We start from the raw sequence: 20,607 nt of genomic DNA, 5'->3' as shown, positions 1-20,607 counted from the left end.
TCCTTTGCCGATGAGCCGATGGCGATGCACGCGGCGCGTGCCGGCACGACCGGCAATGGCGGCCGCCGGATCACCGACCTCGAGGCCTGAATGACGCCGCATTCGGGCCAAGGGTTAGGCCGCCAATTGACCGAAAGCCGTTGGCGTAACGGCCTTTCGATCGGTGATCCGGCCGGCCGCCTCGCTCGGACGAGCGGCCTGGCGCTGCTGCGCGTCGCGCGGGTGGCGCTGCTCGTTGTCGCCGTCGCTCTCATCGCCTGTCTGGCGGTGTTCGCCTCTCACTACCAACGGAGATGGCCGCGGTGGATGGTGTGGTTGGCGCAGGGTGGCGACTGGGTGCCGGTTGTGCTCGTCAGCGCGGTCATCGCGCTGTTGTGCATCGTCACCTACCTGTTGCGGCGCAACCGTTCGTCGGTGGCTGTTCCGGTCATGATCGTCGTCGGCCTCACCGTGACCAGCCTCGTGCTGGGCTTGAACTCGTTCTGGCGATGCACAAACAGAGACCATCCGACACTCATCGGCCCGCTGTTGTGGACGGTCTCGCTGGTGAAGGGCGGCATCGGCGACGAATCTCTCGACGGCGCGGGATGCCCGAAACCCACGCCGGCCGCGCTCGAGGTCGCGCGGTTGACGATCGTCGCCGCCATCTTCATCAGCCTGGTGGGAGTGGCCGCCGCGGCGTTCCGCGCGCAATCCGACCGGCTGCGCGCCGGATGGGCGAGATGGGTCACCGTCGTGGTGGACGTCGATGACGAATCGGCGTCGATGGTCGGCCCCATCTCCCGCACGCTTCGCTCCGGTAGCGCCCTGGTCCTCATGACAGACAACGCCGAGCAGGCCTGCGTGGCCGAGTCGCGCAGGTTGGGTGCGCGCATCGTGCAGGTGAGTTTTGATCGCCTGGAAACTCTTGTGACGCAGCGGTTCTGGCGCCGCTTGAGCGGCCTTTACCTACTGTCGGCCGACCCGTCGTCGAACTTGTTGCGGTTGTCGGTCATCAGCAACCGGTTGGCACCCGTCGCCACCAAACGCCGGATCCCCCTGATCGTGCGCATCGACGACCCGTGGCTGGCGGAGGCGTGGCGGGCCCAGAAGTACGGACAGCACGGGGGCGACTCCGATCACCTGTGGGCGGCGGACACTGTCTCGAAGTATGAGGCGACCGCTCGTCGGCTGATCGAGGAGATCCTGCGCAACAAATCGGTTCGGAGAATCATCGTCTGTGGCACCTCGCAATTGACCCTCGCGCTCTGCGCCGAGATGGCCCAGCGGCATGCCGAACGCTGTTTCCACGCTGCGGAAGGCGAACCCGGACTGCCCGCGCTGACGCTGGTCGCCCCGGACGCCGACGAATACGTCCGTGATCACGAGGAACGCCACAAGCGGAAGGGATTCGCCAGCGCCCCACCTCCGATCGATCGGGTCGCCGCCATGCCCTCCGCGGCGGCGGTCGGCGGGGTGCTCGGGCAAACAGACGGCGCGGACTCGGTCAATGCGGTGATCGTGGTCGACTCCGCGGCGGCCGCCGACCCGATCTTGGGCACGCGGTTGGCCGCCGGACATCCGACGATGCCGATCTACATGTACGACCCGGCGGCCCGGATCGATGCCGAACGCGTACCGGTCGCCTGTGAGTTGCGCACTTACCGACTCGGGATGGCGCTGTCAGACGGGCAGGCGCACGACAACTTTGAGCGCGCCGCCATGTTGACTCACGAGCGATATGCTGCGTCGCAAGAGGACCGCACCAAGCCGTCTGCGCAGCCCTGGGAAACGCTCAGCGACTTCTACAAGGGCTCCAACCGTCGTCAGCTGCGAAATGCCCTCTGGATGGTCGAAAAGATCGCGGGTCACACCTGGAACGCGGGGGATGTGCGCCACGACGACGTTTCCCCGGAGAGTCTGCAGGAGCTGGATGCCGTCATACACGGCGAAACCAGCCGGGCCGCCGATCCCGCCACGGCCGCCGTCGAAACGCTGCAACGGCTGGGATTCGACCAGGGCGCCATCGACGCTCTGGCACAAGCGGAATGGGAACGGTGGAGCCGGTACATGCGCGAACGCGGATGGACCTGGGGCCCCGCGCGCAGTGTGAAGAACAAGCAGGACGAACGGCTGGTGGAGAGCTGGGAAGCCACGCTCGCCGATCCGAGATTGAAAGGCGCCGCGCTGAAGAGTTTGGCGGATGCCGAGATCGCGCTGGCCAAGTTGAAGCGGCTCGGCTTCACAGAAGACGCCGCCTATGCGATGGCGCAGGCGGAATGGGAAGACTGGAGTCGCTACCTGCGGAGCTACGGGTGGTCCCAGGGCGACGAGCGAGACGAATCCAACAAGTTGCACGAAAAGTTGGTGGACGATTGGGAAGCGACCGTCGCCGACCCGGAATTGAAGGCGGCAGCGCTGAAAAGCCTGGCCGGCACGCTCATCGAGCTGACGAACCTGGGCTACCGCTCGCGGCCGATGTGGAAGACCTACGAGCGTGTCGGAACCGTAACCGCCAAACGTCATCGGAGGCAATGGAAGTGCACCACCGCTTCCGGCGAGCCGATCCTTGCGTCGGCCGGTGATTGGGAGGTGTGCGACGACGGCCACAGCTGGCCGGTCCGCGACGACATTTTCCGTGCGTCCTACCGGCGTATCCCGGGAGACCGATGGGAGCGCCGCGGTGCGGTACTCGCTCGGCCGGCGCGGGCGGGCGAGACGGTGTACACACTCGACGGCCCCGTCATCGCAGGCGACGACGACATCGTCGTCCAGGGCGACAGGGGCGAGGAATGGCCGGTGCCCTCGGAAGAATTTCGGCGCCGCTACCGTGGACCGGTGCCGGTCTACAAGGGCCCGGAATTCGCGACGGCGAGGGCGGCGGAACCCGCCGGCGCGTGAGCGTGATTTGAACGGGCCGAGGGACCTCAGCGTGCCCTGTCGAGCGTCGCTTCGAGATCAGGGTCGTTCCAGCCTCGGATGCGCAGCTCCGCGCTGGAGCGCTGGTTGTACGGGCGGTCGAACACGATGTGGCGCCAGGTGGCCCGGCCGCCGTGCGAGTCGACTTCTGGCCGGTCGTCGATGAGGGCGAGGCCGGGGTAGCGGTACTTGTCCTTGTCGATGATCGCCTCGCTGACCACGAGTTCGCCGAAGTGCGGCACGAAGTGACGCCGCAACCACGCGAGTTTGTTCTCCACGGACTGCGTGTTTCTGCTCAGCGGTGCCGAACAGATCCGGGGCTGATAGCCGGCGTCGATGAGGCGTTGCCAGCCCTGCAGCGCGTCGTCGACAAGCGGCAGGTCATGGAAGAAGTCTGGATGGCTCGTGATGTCTTCGACGTGGGCGACGTGCCGGGGATAGTCCTCGGCGATGTAAAAATTTGTCCGTGCGACTCGCGCGATCGACGGCGGAAGCCGATCCAGCACCGCGGCGTCGAAGTCCGCCAGCACCCCGTCCATATCGACGAGCACGACGTCGTCGCCGCCACGCGTTGCCATCAGGACGGATTCGGCTTGAAGATGGTGCCGCCCAAGAAGTCTCGAGCTTCCTTCAGCACCGACTCGGTTGTCTTCGTCGTGGTCTCGACGATGATTGCCGGGATACCCGCGAAAGCCGCCAGCGGCGGCAAGCCCGCGTGGACGCATTCGTAGAACCGCGACGTCTGGCGGTGTTGTTCGGTGATGAAGTCGAGCGTTTCGTACTTGTCACCGTGTTCGTCCGCGGAGATGCGCTCGAACGCTACCCGCGGCTCGGCGGTGAGGTAGATGATCGCCGAAGGACGTTCGAGCTCCCGAGTTCGTAACAGCCATTCCGACTCTTCGTAGCTGACACCTTGCACGGCCCCGAAGATGAAATTGTCCATCCAGCCCCGCTGGGAGAGCAGAAGTGGGTGCACCTGCCGCCACGACTGGATGCGCGCGTTGGTCAAGCGGGCGTCGGTCGCAAATAGCAGGCGATCCGTGTGCGCGTCGCCGAACGCGGACCCCCCTCCGGAAAGGTCGAGGAACTCGCGCACGAACCGGTGGTAGGGCAAGCGGAACTGAAACCCGCCCAGCTCCTCGGACAGGGCGCGCAGCAACGTGGTCTTGCCCGAGCCGTCGAGCCCGGTGACCGTGATCCACGGAGCGAGGGGCTGCCTCACGTGCGACAGCCCGAATTCTGCGCCGGCGTGCTACGCGGACGGTCGCGGCGCACGCTGTCGGCGCTTCGGCAGATCTCGACCAGACACGGCCTTCATTGTGCGCTACGCATGACCAAGGCCGCGAGGCCTGGCACCGGTGCCCGAGCGAGGCCAGAACAACCCGGCGATCCCGCTTGGCCTGCTGGCGCCGACCCGCCGTCCGACTGTTCCGGATGACGGCCCTGGGCGCACGCTGGTTGCCCTGGCCCGCAACGGGATCCGACCTGACTCGGTTCGGTTGTCACGGCTACGCGTTCCAAAGCCGCTGTGCGTGGCGGGCTCGATGAATCCGCTCTTCACCACGCGCTTTTTGCTCGCGGCGTTGATACATGCCGCGCGCGCAGAGCAAGATGTGCTGTGCCGGTTGTTTCGACCGTTTTCGACACGGCGCGCCCATCGATCTCGAGGTGAGGGACCTGATGCACGGAGCAGCGCGGCGAGTCAGGGCGGGCCGGTGACGGCGCCGTTCCGGATCGAGCTGACCGGCGCGCGTTTCGCGGATGCCGTTCACGTCAGCGCGGCAAGTCAGCTGCGTGCCGCGCTCGAAGCGCTTGGCCTGCATGCGCCGCGGCCGACTGTGGTGGTCGTCGGCGGCGCGGCCGGGCTGGAGGAGGCGCGCATGGACGGCCTGCGTCCGCTGTTCGCGGAAGCGATTGCGCCGGCGATGCACCGGCACGGCGCGGTCGGTGTCGACGGTGGCACGCGGTTCGGTGTGATGCGGCTGTTCGGCGAAGCCCGTGCGACGTCGGACGTCCCGTTTCCGCTTGTCGGCGTAGTGGCTGCCGGACCGGTGAAGCTGCCGCGCGGGGGACCCTGCCATGGCGTCCAAGCCACGCTCGAACCCAATCACACCCACTTCGTCGTGGCCCCGGGCCAGGAGTGGGGCGCCGAGGCGCCGTGGATCGCGCGCACGGCGACCGTCCTGTCGGGGGCCGCCCCATCCGTCACCGTGCTCGTCAGCGGCGGTCAGATCGCCTATTCCGATGTGCGGCACAGCATCGATGCGGGCCGCCGCATCATTGCGATCTCGGGTTCTGGTGGCACCGCCGACGTGCTCGCCGACGCGCTGGCCGGCTCTCCGGGTGACGATCGGGCGGCGGCGCTGGTGGGCTCGGGGCTGATTCGCGCGGTACGGATGGATGAGCCCGCGGCCCTGGCCGAGGTGCTCACCGCGGTCCTCGGTCCGTCGGCGGGAACGTGATGAGACCTCGGGCGCATGCAATTCATTGAAAGAAATTGGCGTGCAGCGCCTTCGGGCGCTTGCCCGCTCGGAAACAACGCCCGTGATCGGGCCGAATATCTCAAAACTCCCCGAAAAACGCCTGCGACCTGGCAAACTTGGCGGCCGATCGCGCTGTCCGCCCTTCGGAGTCTGGCATGTTACGTATCTTCATGAGCCATTCCGGCCGTAACAACAGGGAGGTCGTCGCTCTCAAACAGTGGCTGACCGAGCGCCGTCCCGAGCTCGCGACCGAGATCTTCCTGGACATCGACGACAAGACCGGCTTGCGGCTCGGCCGTCAGTGGAAGGAAGAGCTGTTACTGCGCAATACCGGCTGTGAATGGTTGCTGTGTTTGGTGTCGCGGGATTGGATTGCCTCCAAGGAATGCTTGATCGAATACGAACTTGCCGACCGCACGGGCAAAGGCATTGTGATCGCGCGGCTCGAGGACGTGACCGACGCCGATTGGCACCAGGCCGGTGAGCCCAAGGGCGACATCACTTCCCATTGGCAACGTTGCGATCTGTTCCGCGAGGGCCCGAAGACGACCGTCGAAATCGTCGCCGATCCGCCCACGGTCCCCGACGGCCCGCCGGTGTCGTTCAACACCGCGGCGCTGCACAGGATCTGTCGCCTCATCGAAGGGCCCGGGATAGGGCCGGACTCGTTCCTGTGGCCGCCCGGCAACGATCCGCAGCGGGCTCCCTACCGCGGCTGGGAGCCATTCGAGGACATCGACGCCGGGGTCTTCTTCGGGCGGGACGCGGCGATCGCGTCGGGCCTTAACGCGCTGCGCAACATGCGTTTCCCCGCACCCGACCGGTTCCCCGGTCCCGAGTCGATGTTCGTGGTGCTGGGACCCTCGGGAAGCGGCAAGTCGTCATTCCTGCGGGCGGGGCTGATCCCGAGGCTGCAGCGCGACGACCGTAACTTCGCGGTGCTCGGGCTCGTGCGCGCGGGTCATGCCGTCACCGGCGAGCAGGGCCTGGCCGCCGCCATCGACCTGGGGCGCCGCACATTGGGGGTCACCGCCACCTCGGTGGATGACATCGAGGACGCCTGCCGGGCGGGCGACGCGGCCCGCATCTGCGAGTTGTTCACGCGGATGCGTGCGGCGGCGGCCGCCCGCCATGACCCTGCGGACGGGACGAGCGATAGCGGCGAGACGGTGGTCTTGGGGGCCACCGACGCTGTGCCGGGCGGCGGTCCTCCCGACGGCGAACGGGCGATGACCGCCCCAACACTGGTCCTACCGCTGGATCAGGCCGAGGAGCTGTTTCCCGCCCGGGCCGGCACGGAGGCCGTGAGGTTCCTCGAGCTCATTGCGGAACTACTTACGCGGATGAACGCCGTCGATGTGGGACTGATCGTGGCCGCCACCATTCGCACCGACCGCTACGAGCGGATGCAAACCCATCCCGTGTTGCGAGGCGTCGGTGCGGTGTTGTTCAACGATCTCAAACCCATGCCGGCCAGCGAGCACAAGGAAGTGATCACCGGGCCGGCGCGACGCGTCAGCGAGAATACCCCGCTGAGTTTCGACCCGGCCCTGGTGCAGCAGTTGATGACTGACGCCGAAGGCGCCGACACCCTGCCGTTGCTGGCGCTGACCCTCGACCGGCTTTATCGGCGCTATCACCGCAACGGGCACTTGACGCTGGAGAACTACCACCGCATGGGCGGCATGCGCGACGTGGTCAACAACGAGATCAAGCAGGTCCTGCCGGCCGACGGGCCGGAACGCGAGCGGGACCTTGCGCTGCTGCGCGCGGCCTTCATTCCGTGCCTGGTGAACATCAATCCCGAGAACAACCGGCCGATGCGCCGCGTGGCGCCGGAATCCGAGCTTCCCGAGGCGGCGCGGCCCCTGATCGACAAGATGGTCCAGCGGCGGCTGCTGGTTCGCGACCGCGACGAGGGGGGCCGCGTGGTCATCGAAGTCGCGCTGGAAAGCCTGTTCGAGCATTGGGACGACTTGAGGGGCTGGCTGGACCAGCAGCGCGAGGATCTCAAGAACATTCACGACATCGAGCGCAGCGCCGCCGGGTGGGACACCCACCGCAACCCCGATTGGCTCCTGACGCGCACGCGACTCGGGGACGCCGAAAGGCTCTCCGAGTCAGTGCAATTCGCGGCGCGGCTGGCCGGCGTGCGGGATTTCTTGGTGGCCTCTCGGCGGGCCGAAGACCAGCGAACCGCCGACGCGGTGCGCATCGAGCGCGAACGCCGGGAAGCTGCCGAAGCCCTCGCCGAAGAGGAGCGTGCACACTCACGGAAGCTGCGACGGGCGGTCGCGATCATCGGTGTCATCGCCACCGTGGCGGTTCTCAGTCTCGGCTTCGCGTTCTATGCCCAGCGCCAGGCCACGCAGCAACGGGACGCCGCCCGCCGGGGCCTGTTGCAGGCGACCGCCGAGAAGGTGGGCGCGGATGCACTGGGCATCCTCAACCGGGATCGTCCCGGTAGCGACGCGCGGGCTATTCAGGAAATGCTTGCCGCGACGGCACTTTCGCCGGCAACGACCGCCGACTACGCCGTCGCTGCAGCGGTAAAGCTGTCGTGGGCGAGCAAGCTGATCTCGCCGGGACTGACCTCGACGGCGGCGTACAGCGCGGACGGTCGGCGCATCGCCTCCGGTGGGTTCGACTACACGGTCCGGATTTGGAACGCCGACTCCGGCGTGGAGACCGGCCAGCCGCTGGTGGGTCACCACAGCCCGATCATCGGCGTCGCATTCAGTCCCGACGGGGGCCGCTTGGTGTCAGCCGGCGAAGACGGGGAGGTGCGGCTGTGGGATGCCCAGAATGGCCGACTGATCGCGTGCAGAACCACTGCCGGGTCTGAGTGTCCGGCCCACCCCGAGCCGTTCAGCAACAATCCCGGAATCGAGTCCCTGGCGTACAGCCCCGACGGGAAGTACCTCGCGACCGGCGACACCGATCACAACGTTCAGCTTTGGGACCCGGGAACGCTGCAATTCAGCCGGCCCGCGCTGACGGGTCACACCGGCCGGGTGTTCAGCGTGGCGTTCAGCCCGGACGGTCATCGGCTCGCGTCGGGCGGCTTCGACAAGACGATCAGGCTATGGAACCCCGACGACGGTGCGCCCCTTGCCGAACCGCTCCAGGGCCAACCCGATTCGATCATGTCCCTTGCGTTCAATCCGGACGGTCATCGGCTCGCCTCGGGCAGCTATGACGGATCCATCTGGATATGGAACGGAATCGACACCGGACGGCCGCTGGGCGCCGAACTCCTCGACAAATCGAAACCGCACGCCTTGCATACGGCGCCCGTCAGCGCGGTGACGTTCAATCCCCGGGGCGGCCTGCTGATGTCCGGAAGCCAGGACGGCACGATCCGCTGGTGGGACGTCGGCGAGGGGTCGTCGTCGTACGGCTACAGCCTGCTGTTCCCGTCGACACGCCGTGGCGACCCGGTGCAAAGCGTCGCGTTCAACCCCGTGCCGTGGTGCGAACCCAACGTGCGGTGTGACAGGGGCGGCAAGCTGGGCGCCATGTCCAGCAGTCCGGCGGGCGGCATCCAGGTGTGGAACAACGTATCCAAGGCGATTCCGCTCGATGGACACCAAGCCACGGTGAACGTCGTGGCATTCGATCCAGCAGATCCGAGCGTTTTCGCATCAGGCGACCACAACGGCCACATCATGGTGTGGAACCCGGATTCGGACTACCGGCCCATCCTCGACCTGTGGCCCTGCAAAGATGCCCCCGATTGCAAACCCGCGGATGTGGGCTGGCTCGCCTTCAGCCCGGACGGCAAGCGCATCGTCTCGGGCAACTCGGACGGCAAGCTCTATATCTGGGACCTCCACCAGGGCAAATTAGCGAACCCCGGCGTCATTCCGACGGCCACGACATCGGTCGCTGCGGTGGCCTACAGTCCGGACGGGGCGCGCATCTTGTCCGCCGGTGACGACGAGAAGACGAAACAATGGGCCGTGCAGGTCTGGGACGCCCGCACCGGCGCCCAGATTGGATCACCCCTCACCGGCCAGGGCCCCGGTTTGGAGACCCTGGCCGTCAGCCCGAACGGGGCGCTGATCGCTGCGGGCGGGGACGACAACACCATCCGGCTGTGGGATGCCCACAATGGCCAACCCAGGGGGCAGCTTGTCGGCCACACGGACATCGTCTACAGCGTGGTGTTCAGCCCGGATAGCCGCATGTTGATCTCCGGCAGCTTCGACGGCACGGTACGCCGATGGAACGTGGAGCAGCTCAACCAGATTGGGACACCCATGACGGGGCACGTGGGCCACGTCGACGTGGTCACGATCTCACCGAACGGGCATTACATCGCGTCCTCCGGACACGACGGAACCGTGCGGTTGTGGAACGCCCAAACCGGCGGGCCCGTCGGTGCGCCGCTCACGGCCAGCGCGGACGCCGTGTACGGTGTCGCCTTCAGCCCGGCCGGCACCGACCTGGTCAGCGGCGGCGTCGATAAGTACTTGCACACCTGGCCGTTTCCGTCCGACGCGCAGAGCACCCTGTGCGAGAAGATCGCCACCAACATGAGCCGTCGGCAGTGGCGCGAGTGGATCTCACCGACCATCGACTACCGACTGCAGTGCCCCCGCAAACCGATCGCGCCGGACGGTGAGGGCTCCTGAGGCTGCCGCGCGGTCCATTGCTGTCTGCTCAACCGTGCATCGCCGCCAGCGCGACGGCGCTCACGGTCGTGGTGAGTTCGATCGCGGCGCCCAGCACGTCGCCGGTGATGCCGCCGAACCGGCGCACGCAGTGCGCCACCAGCGCCGCCGCGCAGCCCAGCGCGACCAGCACCGCCACCGGCCCCTGCCACGGGCGCGCCCCCGCCAGCAGCGACAGGGCGAGGAGCGCGGCCAGCCAGGCGGCCAGTGCCGGCGCGGGCTGACTCCCGGCGACGCGGGCGCCCAAGGCGCTGCCCTCGGCCGCCGGCACCGAGCGCCGGCAGGCCAGCACCGCAGCGACCCGGCCGGCGGCGACCGCCAGGACGACGGCGGCCGGGCGCAGCGCCGAAAACGCCAGCCCCTGCAACAGGATCACCAGCACCACGGCCGCCACCCCGAACGGCCCGGTCGAGCCGTCACGCATCACCGCCAGCGCGCGCTGCGGCGGGCCGTAGCAACCCAGCCCGTCGGCCGTGTCGGCGACGCCATCGATGTGCAGCCCGCGCGTGGCGAGCAGCAGAGCCGCCACGGCAAGCACCCCGGACAGCGGGCTGGACGAACCGAAAACCCAAGCGCCGCACCATGTCACGCCGGCGGCCAACGCTCCCAGCGCGGCGCCGACCACGGGCAGCGCGGTCATCGCGCCGCGGCCCATCGGGGCGTTCCGCGCCCCCGGGACGGGTAGCACCGTCCCGAACGCGAAAGCCGTTGCCACCGAGCGCATCACGACGGCGGGGGAGCGCCGGGACCGGCCACGCCGGCTTCGGAGAAGGTCGCCATGGAGCACAGCGCGGCCACCGCGGCGCGCAGCACCGGCAGCGCGACCGCGGCGCCGGTGCCCTCGCCCAGCCGCATGCGCAGGTCCAGGATCGGGTCCAACTCGAGGGCGGCCAGGGCCAGCTCGTGGGCCGGCTCGGTCGATCGGTGTCCGGCCTGCCACCATTGCCGCGCGCCGGGCGCCAGTCGCTCGGCGACCAACGCCGCGGCGGTCACCGCCACGCCGTCGAGCAACAGCGGCGTGCGCCGCACCGCGGCCTGGGCGCAAAAGCCGGCCATCGCGGCCAAATCCGCGCCACCGCAACAGCGCAGCAACCCGACCGGGTCGGACAACACCGGCCGCGCCCGGAACAGCGCGTCGCGCACGGCGGCGGTCTTGCGCGCCCACCCCGCGTCGTCGATCCCCGTCCCGAGCCCGACCGCCGCGACCGGCTCGGCGTTGGTGAGCGCCGCCACCAAAACCGCCGCCGCGGTGCTGTTTCCGATCCCCATGTCGCCCGCGATCAGCAGGTCTGCGCCGGCGTCGACCTCCTCGTCGGCGATCGCCCGGCCCGCGGCGATCGCGGCGATCGTCTCACCCTCGGACAGCGCGTCTTCGCTTCTGATGTCGCCGCTGCCACGCCGCACCTTGTGGGCGCCGATCCGCTCGGAGGGCGCCTCGGCGTCGACGGCCAGGTCCGCCAGCCGCACCGTCGCGCCGGCGGCGCCGGCCAGCACGTTGATCGCCGCGCCGCCGGCGCCGATGTTGGCGACCATCTGGGCGGTGACCTCCGGCGGGTACGCCGACACCCCCGCCCGCGCGACGCCGTGGTCGCCCGCGAAGACCACCACCCGGGCGCGCTCGAATTGTTGTGGCGGACAATGCCCTTGGCACGAGGCCACCCAGACCGACAGATCCTCGAGGCGGCCCAGGGCGCCGCGCGGCTTGGTCAGGGTGTCCTGGCGCGCGCGGGCGGCCGCGGCGGCGCCCGCGTCGGGCGGCGATATCGGGGCGAATTCCATCACGCCCCCGACGGCTTGATCTGTACCGCCTGCCCGGCCACCACCAGCACCACCCGATCGCACAGCTCGGCCAGGCGCTGGTTGAGGCTGCCCAGCTCGTCGGCGAACCGGCGACCGGCCGCGGTGGCCGGCACCACGGTCAGCCCGACCTCCGGGCTGACCAGCACCAGCGTGGAACCGAACGCGCCCACGGCCGCCAGCATCGCTTCGATGGGTGCCGCCACCGACCCGTCGGCCCAGGCGTCGTTGTGGTCCAGCGTGCCGGTCAGCCAGCCGCCGAGGTCGTCGACAAGCGTCGGGGCGCCCGGCGCGTGCCGCAATTGGCCTGCGACATCATCGGTTTCGATGGTGGACCAATGGGCGGGCCTGCGGTCGCGGTGCCGCGCCACTCGGTCCGCCCACTCCGCGTCGGCTCCCTGTGCCGGCGCGGGGGCCAGGTAACGGACCGGCTCGCCGGGGGGCAGCGACGTGGCGATGGCCTCCTCGGCCCAGCGGGACTTCCCGGACCTGATCCCGCCGAGCACCAGGGTGCGCACCGGATCAGGCGGCTTTCGGGCGCCGCTTAATCGACACTGCTGCCGCGTTCGACCTGGGGCCGGGGTGCCCGCATCCGGCGCAGCTGTGAGGCGCGGCCCGCGGCGTAAACACCAAGCTTCCAACGACTTTCGGTGTTGTCGGGAAACTTCGCGTCCACCAGCCTGCTGACCTTGCGTCCCAGCAGCACCGCGTCGCCGCCCATCAGGACCATCAGCCCCAGCATCGCCGGGGAGGCGTAGAGCGCCAGTTGCTGGACGCCGAAAGAGGCGAACAACAGCAGCATCGTCGCCGGCATGAACAGGCCGAGCAGGTTGCGCCGCGAGTCCACGATGTCGCGCACGTAGCGCTTGATGGGCCCCTGATCGCGCGGCAACAGGTACCCCTCTTCGCCGGCCATCATGCGTTCACGCCGATCCGTCATGCGCGCGCGGCCGGCGGTCCGCTCGGCCCGGCGCTCCTCGCGGCTGAGTTTGGGGCCGGCCAGCGATTTCCGGCGGGCCCGCGCCTCGGCTGCGGTCATGGGCGCCGGTGCGACCGGGCCCTTCCTCGGGTTGCGCCGCGCCTCGCTGCGCTTGGGCGTGGGCCGACCCTTAGGGCCGGTCCGGCGCGGCGCGGCGCCCGCAGCGTCGACGTCCGCCGTCACCTCGGCGGATCCTTCGAGGTCGTCTTCTTGGCCCTTCTTGCGGCCCATCAGCTTCACAGTGACAGGTTACTGGCCGGGTTCCTGCCCGGAGGGATCGCCTGGTGACGGCCCCGAAATGCGTCGTTGTTGGCCATGCGCCAGCGCGTCGCTTGCACCTACGCTTGACTGTGATGAATGGCTACCTGTGATGGACGGCGGCACGATGGCCTCGGATGATGGCCTCGCACCCGGCCGTCTGCGGCTGCCGGCCATGCAGGTTCTGGTCGCCCCGGATTGCTATGGGGACAGCTTGTCCGCCGTGCAGGCCGCCGCCGCCATCGCGACCGGCTGGACCCGATCGCGTCCCGGCGACCGCTTCATCGTCGCCCCGCAGTCGGACGGTGGCCCCGGCTTCATCGAGGTGCTGGCCGGCCGGCTGGGGCAGAAGCGGCGGGTGACGGTGTGCGGGCCGCTGGGCACCGCGGTGGAAGCCGAGTGGGTGTTCGACCGCCGCTCGAAGACCGCCTACCTGGAGTGCGCGCAGGCGTGCGGCCTCGCCCTGCTCGGGGGCCCGCCCACCCCGGATACCGCGCTGACGGCCCACAGCAGCGGCGTCGGGCAGCTCATCGCGGAGGCGCTGCGGGCCGGGGCGCGCCGCATCGTCGTCGGGCTGGGCGGCAGCGCCTGCACCGACGGCGGCAAGGGCATGGTCACCCAGCTGGGCGGGCTGAAAGAGGCGCAACGAGCGATGACCAACGTGGACCTGATCGCGGCCACGGACACCGAATACCCGATGCTGGGCCCCTGGGGGGCGGCCAGGGTGTTCGGGCCGCAGAAGGGCGCCGACACCGCCACCGTGGCCGCCCTCGAGGTCCGCCTCGAGTCGTGGGCGATCGAACTGGAGGCGGCGGCCGGGCGGGACGTGAGCTCGGAGCCGGGCGCCGGCGCCGCCGGTGGTCTCGGCGCCGGGCTGCTGGCGCTCGGCGGACGGTGCGAACTGGGCGCCGAAATCATCGCCGAGCACACCCACCTGGCCGACGATCTCGAGACCGCGGACATGATCGTCACCGGTGAGGGCCGTTTCGACGAGCAGTCCCTGCACGGCAAGGTCGTCGGCTTTCTCGCGGAATCGGCCGGTCCGCTCGGAATTCCGGTGATCGTGCTCGCCGGCCAGGTCGGGCTGGAAAATTCCGCGGTGCGCTCCTCGGGCATCATGTCCGCGCTGTCGATCGCCGACTACGCCGGTTCGGTGCGGTTGGCGCAGGCCGACGCGGCCAACCAGCTGATGGGTTTGGCCTCCGAGGTCGCGGCGCGACTCGGGAATAGCGGTCCCGCAATGTACCGTTGAGGCAGTGGGCTTTCCCCGTGCGGGTCGCGCCCGACCATGAGCTATGTAGGAGAAGCAATGACGGTGCAAAACGAGTCGACCGCCAAGACCCATGGCGTGATCCTGACCGAGGCCGCCGCTGCCAAGGCGAAGTCCCTGCTGGACCAGGAGGGCCGTGACGACCTGGCGCTGCGGATCGCGGTCCAGCCGGGCGGATGCGCCGGCCTGCGTTACAACCTGTTCTTCGACGACCGGACGCTGGACGGCGACCTGACCGCGGAGTTCGGTGGCGTGACGCTGACGGTGGACCGGATGAGCGCGCCCTACGTCGAGGGCGCGTCCATCGACTTCGTCGACACCATCGAAAAGCAGGGCTTCACCATCGACAACCCCAACGCCACCGGTTCCTGCGCCTGCGGCGACTCGTTCAACTGATCGGCGGCTGCTAGCCCCGCTCGGCCGCTAGTACGAGCCTCCGGTGCGCAGCACGTACGCACAGACCATGATCTGGCCGCGCTGAAACAGCAGTTGGGCCATGCCCTGGACGTCGCTGCGCGCCGGGCTCCCGTCCGCGGGCGACACCCGCATCGTGAACAGCGCCTGGGCCTGGTACTGCGACAGGTAGACGATCTTGTCGACCGACTCGAGCTGCACGTCGGAGAACTGCTTGCGCAGGGCGTCGCTGCTCATCTTGGCCAGCGCCACGTCGGAGCGCTTGTCGCGCACCGCGTCGTACATGCCGCACAGCGCGTTGCGCACGATGACGTCGATGTTCCGGTGCTCGAGCGCGTCCAGGTAGTCCTGGATCGCCGTCTTGGCCGCGCCCTCGGAGAACGAATTGCCGGTACCCGCCCCGTTGGTGCGAACCCCGTACGCGATCGCCAGCGTCGTCGCGGCGACCAGCGCGACGGCCATGAGGACGCCGATGAGCAGCCGCCGCTTGGGCCGTCCCGTCGGGTAGGGCACCGGGGGCGGTTGGCCGCCGTAATTGGCCGCGTGGTGGGTCGGCGGGGCGCCGGGGTGAGGCTCGCTGGGGAACTCGAGCGGCCGGGACTCGGCGTGGGGCGTTGGTCCGGTGGCGCCGACGGTGTGGTCCGGCGGGTGCGGACCTGCCATGTGGTTCTCCTACGGTGGTGGTCGGGAGCATGGACGCGCCGGTGCCCGACGGGCCCGGGCCGGGGCCCGGCGACGTCTCATTTCCTAGGCAGGCTAGCGCACGGGTTTGCCACGACCGTGAGGCGACGACGGCCGATGGGCCTGAGTAAACTAGATAACCTTACTAACGACGGATGGAGATTTCGTGACGATCGCGGTGACAGGTTCGATTGCGACCGACAATCTGATGCGGTTCCCCGGCCGCTTCTCCGAGCAGCTGCTGGCGGATCACCTGGAAAAGGTGTCGCTCAGCTTCCTGGTCGACGACCTGGTCATTCACCGCGGCGGAGTGGCTGGCAACATCGCCTTCGCCATCGGTGTGCTGGGCGGCGACGTCGCGCTGGTCGGTGCGGCCGGCGACGACTTTGCCGATTATCGCGACTGGCTGGTGGCGCACAACGTCAACTGCGACAACGTCCTGATCTCGCAGACCGCGCACACCGCGCGCTTCACCTGCACCACCGACGTCGACATGGCCCAGATCGCGTCGTTCTACCCGGGCGCGATGTCGGAGGCCCGCAACATCAAGCTCGCCGACGTGGTGTCGTCCGTCGGTAAGCCGGACCTGGTCATCATCGGGGCCAACGACCCCGACGCGATGGTGGTGCACACCGACGAGTGCCGCAAGCTCGGCTTGCCGTTCGCCGCCGACCCCTCCCAGCAGCTGCCCCGCCTGTCCGGGGAAGACATCGACAAGCTCGTCGACGGCGCGGCCTACCTGTTCACCAATGACTACGAGTGGGAGCTGTTGCTGTCCAAGACCGGCTGGTCGGAGGCCGACGTGCAGGGCAAGGTCGGCCTGCGGGTGACGACGCTCGGCGCCAAGGGCGTCGACATCGTGGAGCGCGACGGCACGACCACGCACGTCGGCGTGGTGCCCGAGACCAGCCAGACCGACCCCACCGGCGTCGGCGACGCGTTCCGGGCCGGGTTCCTGACCGGGCGCAGCGCGGGCCTGAGCCTCGAGCGTTCGGCGCAGCTGGGCTCGCTGGTGGCCGTGCTGGTGCTGGAGTCCACCGGGACACAGGAGTGGGCCTGGGACCACGAGGTCGCGAAGTCCCGCCTGGCAGGCGCCTACGGCGAGGACGCGGCCGCCGAGATCGCCGCGGTACTCGCCTAGCGCCCGCGGCCACACGCAAAATTGCACCGCGCGGCCCAGCCGCGTGCAATTTTGCGTCTGCTCGCCGTTATAACTGGACCGGGTAGACCGGCTCGGCGATCTGTGGCACCACGCTGAGCTCGACGAAGATCGCGTGCCACAGCATGAAGATCAGCACCGTCCACAGCCGGCGGCTGTGATCGCTTGCGCCGCTTCGGTGTTCGTCGAGCATCCGGCGCACCGCGCCACGGTCGACCAGATGGTCGGCCTGCGACGCGTCCGCCAGCGCGTAGGCCCACTCCAGCAGCTCGCCCGCGCGCAGCCAATGCCGGATCGGCACCGGGAAGCCGAGCTTGGGGCGGTGCAGCACATGTGCGGGAACGATCGGCTCCAGCGCGCGCCGCAGCGCGTACTTGGTGGTGGTGCGCGTGATCTTGGCCTCGACCGGTAGCCGTGAGGCGACGGCGAACACCTCGGGATCCAGGAACGGGACCCGCAGCTCCAGCGAGTTGGCCATCGTCATCTTGTCGGCCTTGACCAGGATGTCGCCGCGCAGCCAGGTGAACAGGTCGACGTGCTGCATGCGGGCCACCGGGTCCCAGCCGGCCGACTCGGCGTACACCGACGCGGTCACGTCGGTGTGGGTCCACTCGTCGCGGAAGCCGGGCAACACGTCGCGCAACTGCGCGTCGGAGAAGCTGCGGGCGTTGCCGTAGTAGCGCTCCTCGAGGGTCAGCGATCCGCGGTGCAACAGGCTCTTGCCGCGCATGCCCTCCGGCAGCGGCCTGGACACCTTGCCCATCGACCGCCGCAGCGGCCGCGGCAGGTAGTCAAAGGGCTTGAGCGACAACGGCTCTCGGTAGATGGTATAGCCGCCGAACAGCTCGTCGGCGCCCTCGCCGGACAGCACCACCTTGACGTGCTTGCGGGCCTCGCGGGCGACGAAGAACAGCGGCACCAGCGCCGGGTCGGCGACCGGCTCGTCGAGGTACCAGACGATCTCGGGCAGGGCGGCGACGAATTCGCCCGGGCCGACGACTTTGGCGATGTGGCGGGCGCCGATCGCCTCGGCCGAGGCCACCGCGACGTCGATCTCGGAAAACCCCTCGCGCTCGAAGCCGGTGGTGAACGTGATCAGCCTGGGGTTGTGCCGGATGGCCAGCGCCGCGATCGCGGTGGAGTCGATGCCGCCGGACAAAAACGCCCCGACGGTGACGTCGGCGCGCATGTGCTTGGCCACCGAGTCCTCGAGGACCGCGGTGATCTCGTCGTAGCGGGCCTGTTCGGTGTCGCGGGTGATCGGCGTGGCGGCGAAGCGCGGCACGAAGTACCGGCTGATCTGCGGCATCGCCCCGGGCCGGATCCGGGCGTAGCAGCCCGACTCCAGCCGGCGCACCCCGCGGTGCAGCGTCTCGGGCTCCGGCACGTACTGCAGCACCGTGTAGTGCTGCACCGCCCGCTCATCGATGGCGGTGTCGAAGCCGACCAACTCGGCCAGGTCGATCAGGCATTTCTTCTCGCTGGCCACCGCGGTGCCGCCGGTGCCGGTGGCGACGAAGAGCGGCTTGATACCGAACGGGTCGCGGGCGCAGAACAATTCGCGGGTGGCGGTGTCCCACACCGCGAACGCGAACATGCCGCGCAGCCGGGCGAGCACGTCGGTGCCCCAATGGTGGTAGCCCGCGACGATGGCCTCGCCGTCGCCGTCGGTGGCGAACGCGGCACCGTGCTCGGCGGCCAGCTCGTCGCGCAGCTCGAGGTAGTTGTAGATCTCGCCGTTGAACACCAGCACGTAGCGGTCGGGCGCCTCCGGCGGCCCCCAGCGCAGTGGCTGATGCGAATGCGCGATGTCGATGATGGACAGCCGGTTGAAGCCGAACACGACCGAACCGTCGGCGCCGGGGTCGCCCCAGGTGCCCGGCTCGTCGGGCCCGCGGTGGCGCATCAGGTGCGACGCGCGGGAGATCGCCCCGTCGGCCCGGGCCGCGGCCGCCACGTCGTCGGCTTCCGCACCGTCGGCCGGGGCCGCGACGAATGCCAGCAGACCACACACGGCGCCCCAGTATGCCGCACTTGACCGCCGCCTGTGGCGCCACACACCCCCGGACGGGTCGGGGTTTCGTCGCCGGCCTGAGCGGCGTGGTCTACGCTGCGTAGTATTCGATGTCCGAGCATGGAGGCGCCAACGTGACACCTCGCGAGCAGGTCCGTTCGCAACGCTTGTCGCAGGCCAGGTTCCAGCGCCGGTCCGGGGGAGCCCACCGGGGTCTGTCCCGTCGTCTGCGGCCGCTGGCGCTGGCCGCGACGCTGGGCGTGCTGGCGGTCTCCCTGAGCGGATGCAGCTGGTCGGAGGCGATCGGCATGGGGTGGCCGGAGGGGATCACCCCGCAGGCCCACGTCAACCGGGAGCTGTGGGTCGGGGCGGTGATCGCCTCCCTGGTGGTCGGGGTGATCGTCTGGGGCCTCATCTTCTGGTCGTCCGCGTTCCACCGCAAGAAGGCCACCGACACCGAGCTGCCCCGCCAGTTCGGCTACAACATGCCCCTTGAGCTGGTGCTCACCGTGACGCCGTTCCTCATCATCTCGGTGCTGTTCTACTTCACCGTCGTGGTCCAGGAGAAGATGCTGCACCTGGCCAAGGACCCCGAGGTCGTGATTGACGTCACCGCGTTCCAGTGGAACTGGAAGTTCGGCTATCAGCGGGTCGATTTCAAGGACGGCACGCTGACCTACGACGGCGCCGATCCCGCCCGCAAGGCCGCGATGGTCTCCAAGCCGGAAGGCAAGGACGCCCACGGCGAGGAGCGCGTCGGGGCGGTGCGGGGGCTCAATCCCCAGGACCGGACCTACCTGAACTTCGACAAGGTCGAGACGCTGGGCACCTCCAACGAGATTCCGGTGCTGGTGCTGCCCGCCGGCAAGCGCATCGAGTTCCAGTTGGCGTCCGCGGATGTCGTGCACACCTTCTGGGTGCCGGAATTCTTGTTCAAGCGCGACGTGATGCCCAACCCCAAGGCCAACAACTCCGTCAACGTGTTCCAGGTCGACGAAATCACCAAGACCGGCGCGTTCGTCGGGCACTGCGCCGAGTTCTGCGGCACCTACCACTCGATGATGAACTTCGAGGTTCGGGTGGTGGCGCCCAACGACTTCAAGGCCTACCTGCAGCAGCGGATCGCCGGGAAGTCCAACGCCGAGGCGCTGCAGGCGATCGCGCAGTCGCCGGTGGCGGTCACCACCCACCCGTTCGACACCCGCCGCGGTGAATCGGCACCACAAGCCAGTAGGTGAGGACGCTCAATGCACATCGAAGCGAGGCTGTTCGAATTCGTCGCCGTTTTCTTCCTGGTGGCGGCGGTGCTCTACGGCGTACTGACCGCGCTGTACGCCACCGGCGGTGAGGAGTGGGCGGGTACCACCGCCCTGGCCCTGACCGGTGGCCTGGCGTCGATCACGGCGACCTTCTTCCGGTTCGTCGCGCGCCGGCTGGACACCCGTCCCGAGGACTACGAGGGCGCCGAGATCAGCGACGGCGCAGGGGAATTGGGGTTCTACGCCCCGCACAGCTGGTGGCCGATCCTGATCGCGCTGGCCGGCGCGGTGGCCGCGACCGGTATCGCGCTGTGGCTGCCGTGGCTGATCGTCGCCGGGGTGGTGTTCATCCTCGCGTCGTCGGCCGGTTTGGTCTTCGAGTACTACACGGGCCCCGAGAAGCACTGATTTGCGACTCAAAGGTCACAATCAGGACGTCAGTTGATCGGTGGCCCGTTTGCCACGACATCCCGCTCTGTTCGGTTCGGTAGGGTTTGCCCAGGCATATGAGAAACTCCCAAGCGCGCGCGCAACGGGGCATTCGCGGAGCCCCGCGCGCTGGTGATGCAGTTGAACAGGGCAGGCAACTATGAGCGGGCCGAATCCCCCGGGGACCGAACCTGGCGAACCGGACTCCGGCGACGAACTGGGACACGAGCCGGTCGAATCCCACGACGAGTTGGGGCCCGTCGACGACAGCGGACAGATCGCGGCGGCGG

Annotated in this window: 16 protein-coding genes; 8 read left to right on the top strand and 8 right to left on the bottom strand. The window is 68.9% G+C overall.

The window, feature by feature from the left end:
- Positions 1–126: 126 nt before the first annotated feature.
- The gene (locus tag A5673_RS12785) at positions 127–2,880 is read left to right on the top strand and encodes a hypothetical protein (protein ID WP_068232320.1); all 2,754 of its coding nucleotides are present in this window, start codon (positions 127–129) and stop codon (positions 2,878–2,880) included.
- A 26-nt stretch (positions 2,881–2,906) separates the two neighbouring features.
- On the opposite strand, the gene A5673_RS12780 is transcribed toward A5673_RS12785, so the two are convergent.
- Positions 2,907–3,476: a hypothetical protein gene (locus A5673_RS12780; RefSeq protein ID WP_068232317.1), complete on the bottom strand. Its 570-nt coding sequence runs from the start codon at positions 3,474–3,476 to the stop codon at positions 2,907–2,909.
- Positions 3,476–4,120: an AAA family ATPase gene (locus tag A5673_RS12775; protein WP_068232314.1), complete on the bottom strand. Its 645-nt coding sequence runs from the start codon at positions 4,118–4,120 to the stop codon at positions 3,476–3,478. Before A5673_RS12775 ends, A5673_RS12780 begins: the two co-directional genes overlap by 1 nt.
- Before the next feature lie 310 nt (positions 4,121–4,430).
- Between A5673_RS12775 and A5673_RS12770 the strand changes: the two genes are divergently transcribed.
- Together A5673_RS12770 and A5673_RS12765 are read left to right on the top strand one after the other, a co-directional pair.
- Positions 4,431–5,360 carry a hypothetical protein gene (locus A5673_RS12770; RefSeq protein WP_197518366.1) on the top strand — a complete coding sequence of 310 codons (930 nt, stop codon included), beginning with the start codon at positions 4,431–4,433 and terminating at the stop codon, positions 5,358–5,360.
- A gap of 191 nt (positions 5,361–5,551) precedes the next feature.
- The gene (locus tag A5673_RS12765) at positions 5,552–10,018 is read left to right on the top strand and encodes a WD40 repeat domain-containing protein (RefSeq protein WP_197518365.1); all 4,467 of its coding nucleotides are present in this window, start codon (positions 5,552–5,554) and stop codon (positions 10,016–10,018) included.
- Between the two features lie 28 nt (positions 10,019–10,046).
- On the opposite strand, the gene A5673_RS12760 is transcribed toward A5673_RS12765, so the two are convergent.
- Genes A5673_RS12760 through A5673_RS12745 form a run of 4 tightly spaced genes read right to left on the bottom strand, consistent with a single transcriptional unit; the run spans position 10,047 to position 13,073 of the window.
- A complete protein-coding gene (locus A5673_RS12760; RefSeq protein ID WP_068232307.1) occupies positions 10,047–10,784 on the bottom strand; it encodes an adenosylcobinamide-GDP ribazoletransferase in 738 nt (245 codons plus the stop codon).
- Entirely contained in the window at positions 10,781–11,839 is a 1,059-nt protein-coding gene (gene cobT / locus A5673_RS12755; RefSeq protein WP_197518364.1) for a nicotinate-nucleotide--dimethylbenzimidazole phosphoribosyltransferase, read from the bottom strand. The genes A5673_RS12760 and cobT overlap by 4 nt, the downstream gene beginning before the upstream one ends.
- A complete protein-coding gene (locus A5673_RS12750; RefSeq protein ID WP_068232298.1) occupies positions 11,836–12,372 on the bottom strand; it encodes a bifunctional adenosylcobinamide kinase/adenosylcobinamide-phosphate guanylyltransferase in 537 nt (178 codons plus the stop codon). The genes cobT and A5673_RS12750 overlap by 4 nt, the downstream gene beginning before the upstream one ends.
- 26 nt (positions 12,373–12,398) lie before the next feature.
- A complete protein-coding gene (locus A5673_RS12745; protein WP_068232295.1) occupies positions 12,399–13,073 on the bottom strand; it encodes a DUF3043 domain-containing protein in 675 nt (224 codons plus the stop codon).
- Positions 13,074–13,266: 193 nt separating this feature from the next.
- Between A5673_RS12745 and A5673_RS12740 the strand changes: the two genes are divergently transcribed.
- A complete protein-coding gene (locus A5673_RS12740; protein WP_068232323.1) occupies positions 13,267–14,343 on the top strand; it encodes a glycerate kinase in 1,077 nt (358 codons plus the stop codon).
- Positions 14,344–14,400: 57 nt separating this feature from the next.
- Positions 14,401–14,757, top strand: coding sequence for an iron-sulfur cluster assembly accessory protein (locus A5673_RS12735; protein ID WP_068232292.1), 357 nt, complete (start codon positions 14,401–14,403; stop codon positions 14,755–14,757).
- Between the two features lie 27 nt (positions 14,758–14,784).
- On the opposite strand, the gene A5673_RS12730 is transcribed toward A5673_RS12735, so the two are convergent.
- Positions 14,785–15,438: a hypothetical protein gene (locus A5673_RS12730; protein ID WP_068232290.1), complete on the bottom strand. Its 654-nt coding sequence runs from the start codon at positions 15,436–15,438 to the stop codon at positions 14,785–14,787.
- 184 nt (positions 15,439–15,622) lie between these two features.
- Between A5673_RS12730 and A5673_RS12725 the strand changes: the two genes are divergently transcribed.
- On the top strand, positions 15,623–16,597 hold the full coding sequence (locus A5673_RS12725; RefSeq protein ID WP_068232287.1) for a carbohydrate kinase family protein: 975 nt from the start codon (positions 15,623–15,625) through the stop codon (positions 16,595–16,597).
- A 67-nt stretch (positions 16,598–16,664) separates the two neighbouring features.
- Here A5673_RS12725 and asnB read toward each other — a convergent pair whose 3' ends face one another.
- Positions 16,665–18,629: an asparagine synthase (glutamine-hydrolyzing) gene (gene asnB, locus A5673_RS12720; RefSeq protein WP_068232284.1), complete on the bottom strand. Its 1,965-nt coding sequence runs from the start codon at positions 18,627–18,629 to the stop codon at positions 16,665–16,667.
- A gap of 134 nt (positions 18,630–18,763) precedes the next feature.
- Between asnB and A5673_RS12715 the strand changes: the two genes are divergently transcribed.
- Entirely contained in the window at positions 18,764–19,867 is a 1,104-nt protein-coding gene (locus A5673_RS12715; protein WP_068232281.1) for a cytochrome c oxidase subunit II, read from the top strand.
- Positions 19,868–19,876: 9 nt separating this feature from the next.
- Positions 19,877–20,296, top strand: a complete 420-nt coding sequence (locus A5673_RS12710; RefSeq protein ID WP_068232278.1) for a cytochrome c oxidase subunit 4 — start codon at positions 19,877–19,879, stop codon at positions 20,294–20,296.
- Positions 20,297–20,607 lie beyond the last annotated feature (311 nt).

The organism is Mycobacterium sp. E3198 (assembly GCF_001667015.1).
Taxonomy (GTDB): Bacteria; Actinomycetota; Actinomycetes; order Mycobacteriales; family Mycobacteriaceae; genus Mycobacterium.
Note: the sequence above shows the minus strand (reverse complement) of the source record. Positions and strands in the feature narration are given on the sequence as shown.

Bases quoted from the DNA above. Each gene is read 5' to 3' on its own strand.
- A5673_RS12710 (WP_068232278.1), top strand. From the start codon at position 19,877: ATGCACATCGAAGCGAGGCTGTTCGAATTCGTCGCCGTTTTCTTCCTG.
- A5673_RS12780 (WP_068232317.1), bottom strand. From the start codon at position 3,476: ATGGCAACGCGTGGCGGCGACGACGTCGTGCTCGTCGATATGGACGGG.
- A5673_RS12740 (WP_068232323.1), top strand. From the start codon at position 13,267: ATGCAGGTTCTGGTCGCCCCGGATTGCTATGGGGACAGCTTGTCCGCC.
- A5673_RS12735 (WP_068232292.1), top strand. From the start codon at position 14,401: ATGACGGTGCAAAACGAGTCGACCGCCAAGACCCATGGCGTGATCCTG.
- A5673_RS12765 (WP_197518365.1), top strand. From the start codon at position 5,552: ATGAGCCATTCCGGCCGTAACAACAGGGAGGTCGTCGCTCTCAAACAG.
- A5673_RS12730 (WP_068232290.1), bottom strand. From the start codon at position 15,438: ATGGCAGGTCCGCACCCGCCGGACCACACCGTCGGCGCCACCGGACCA.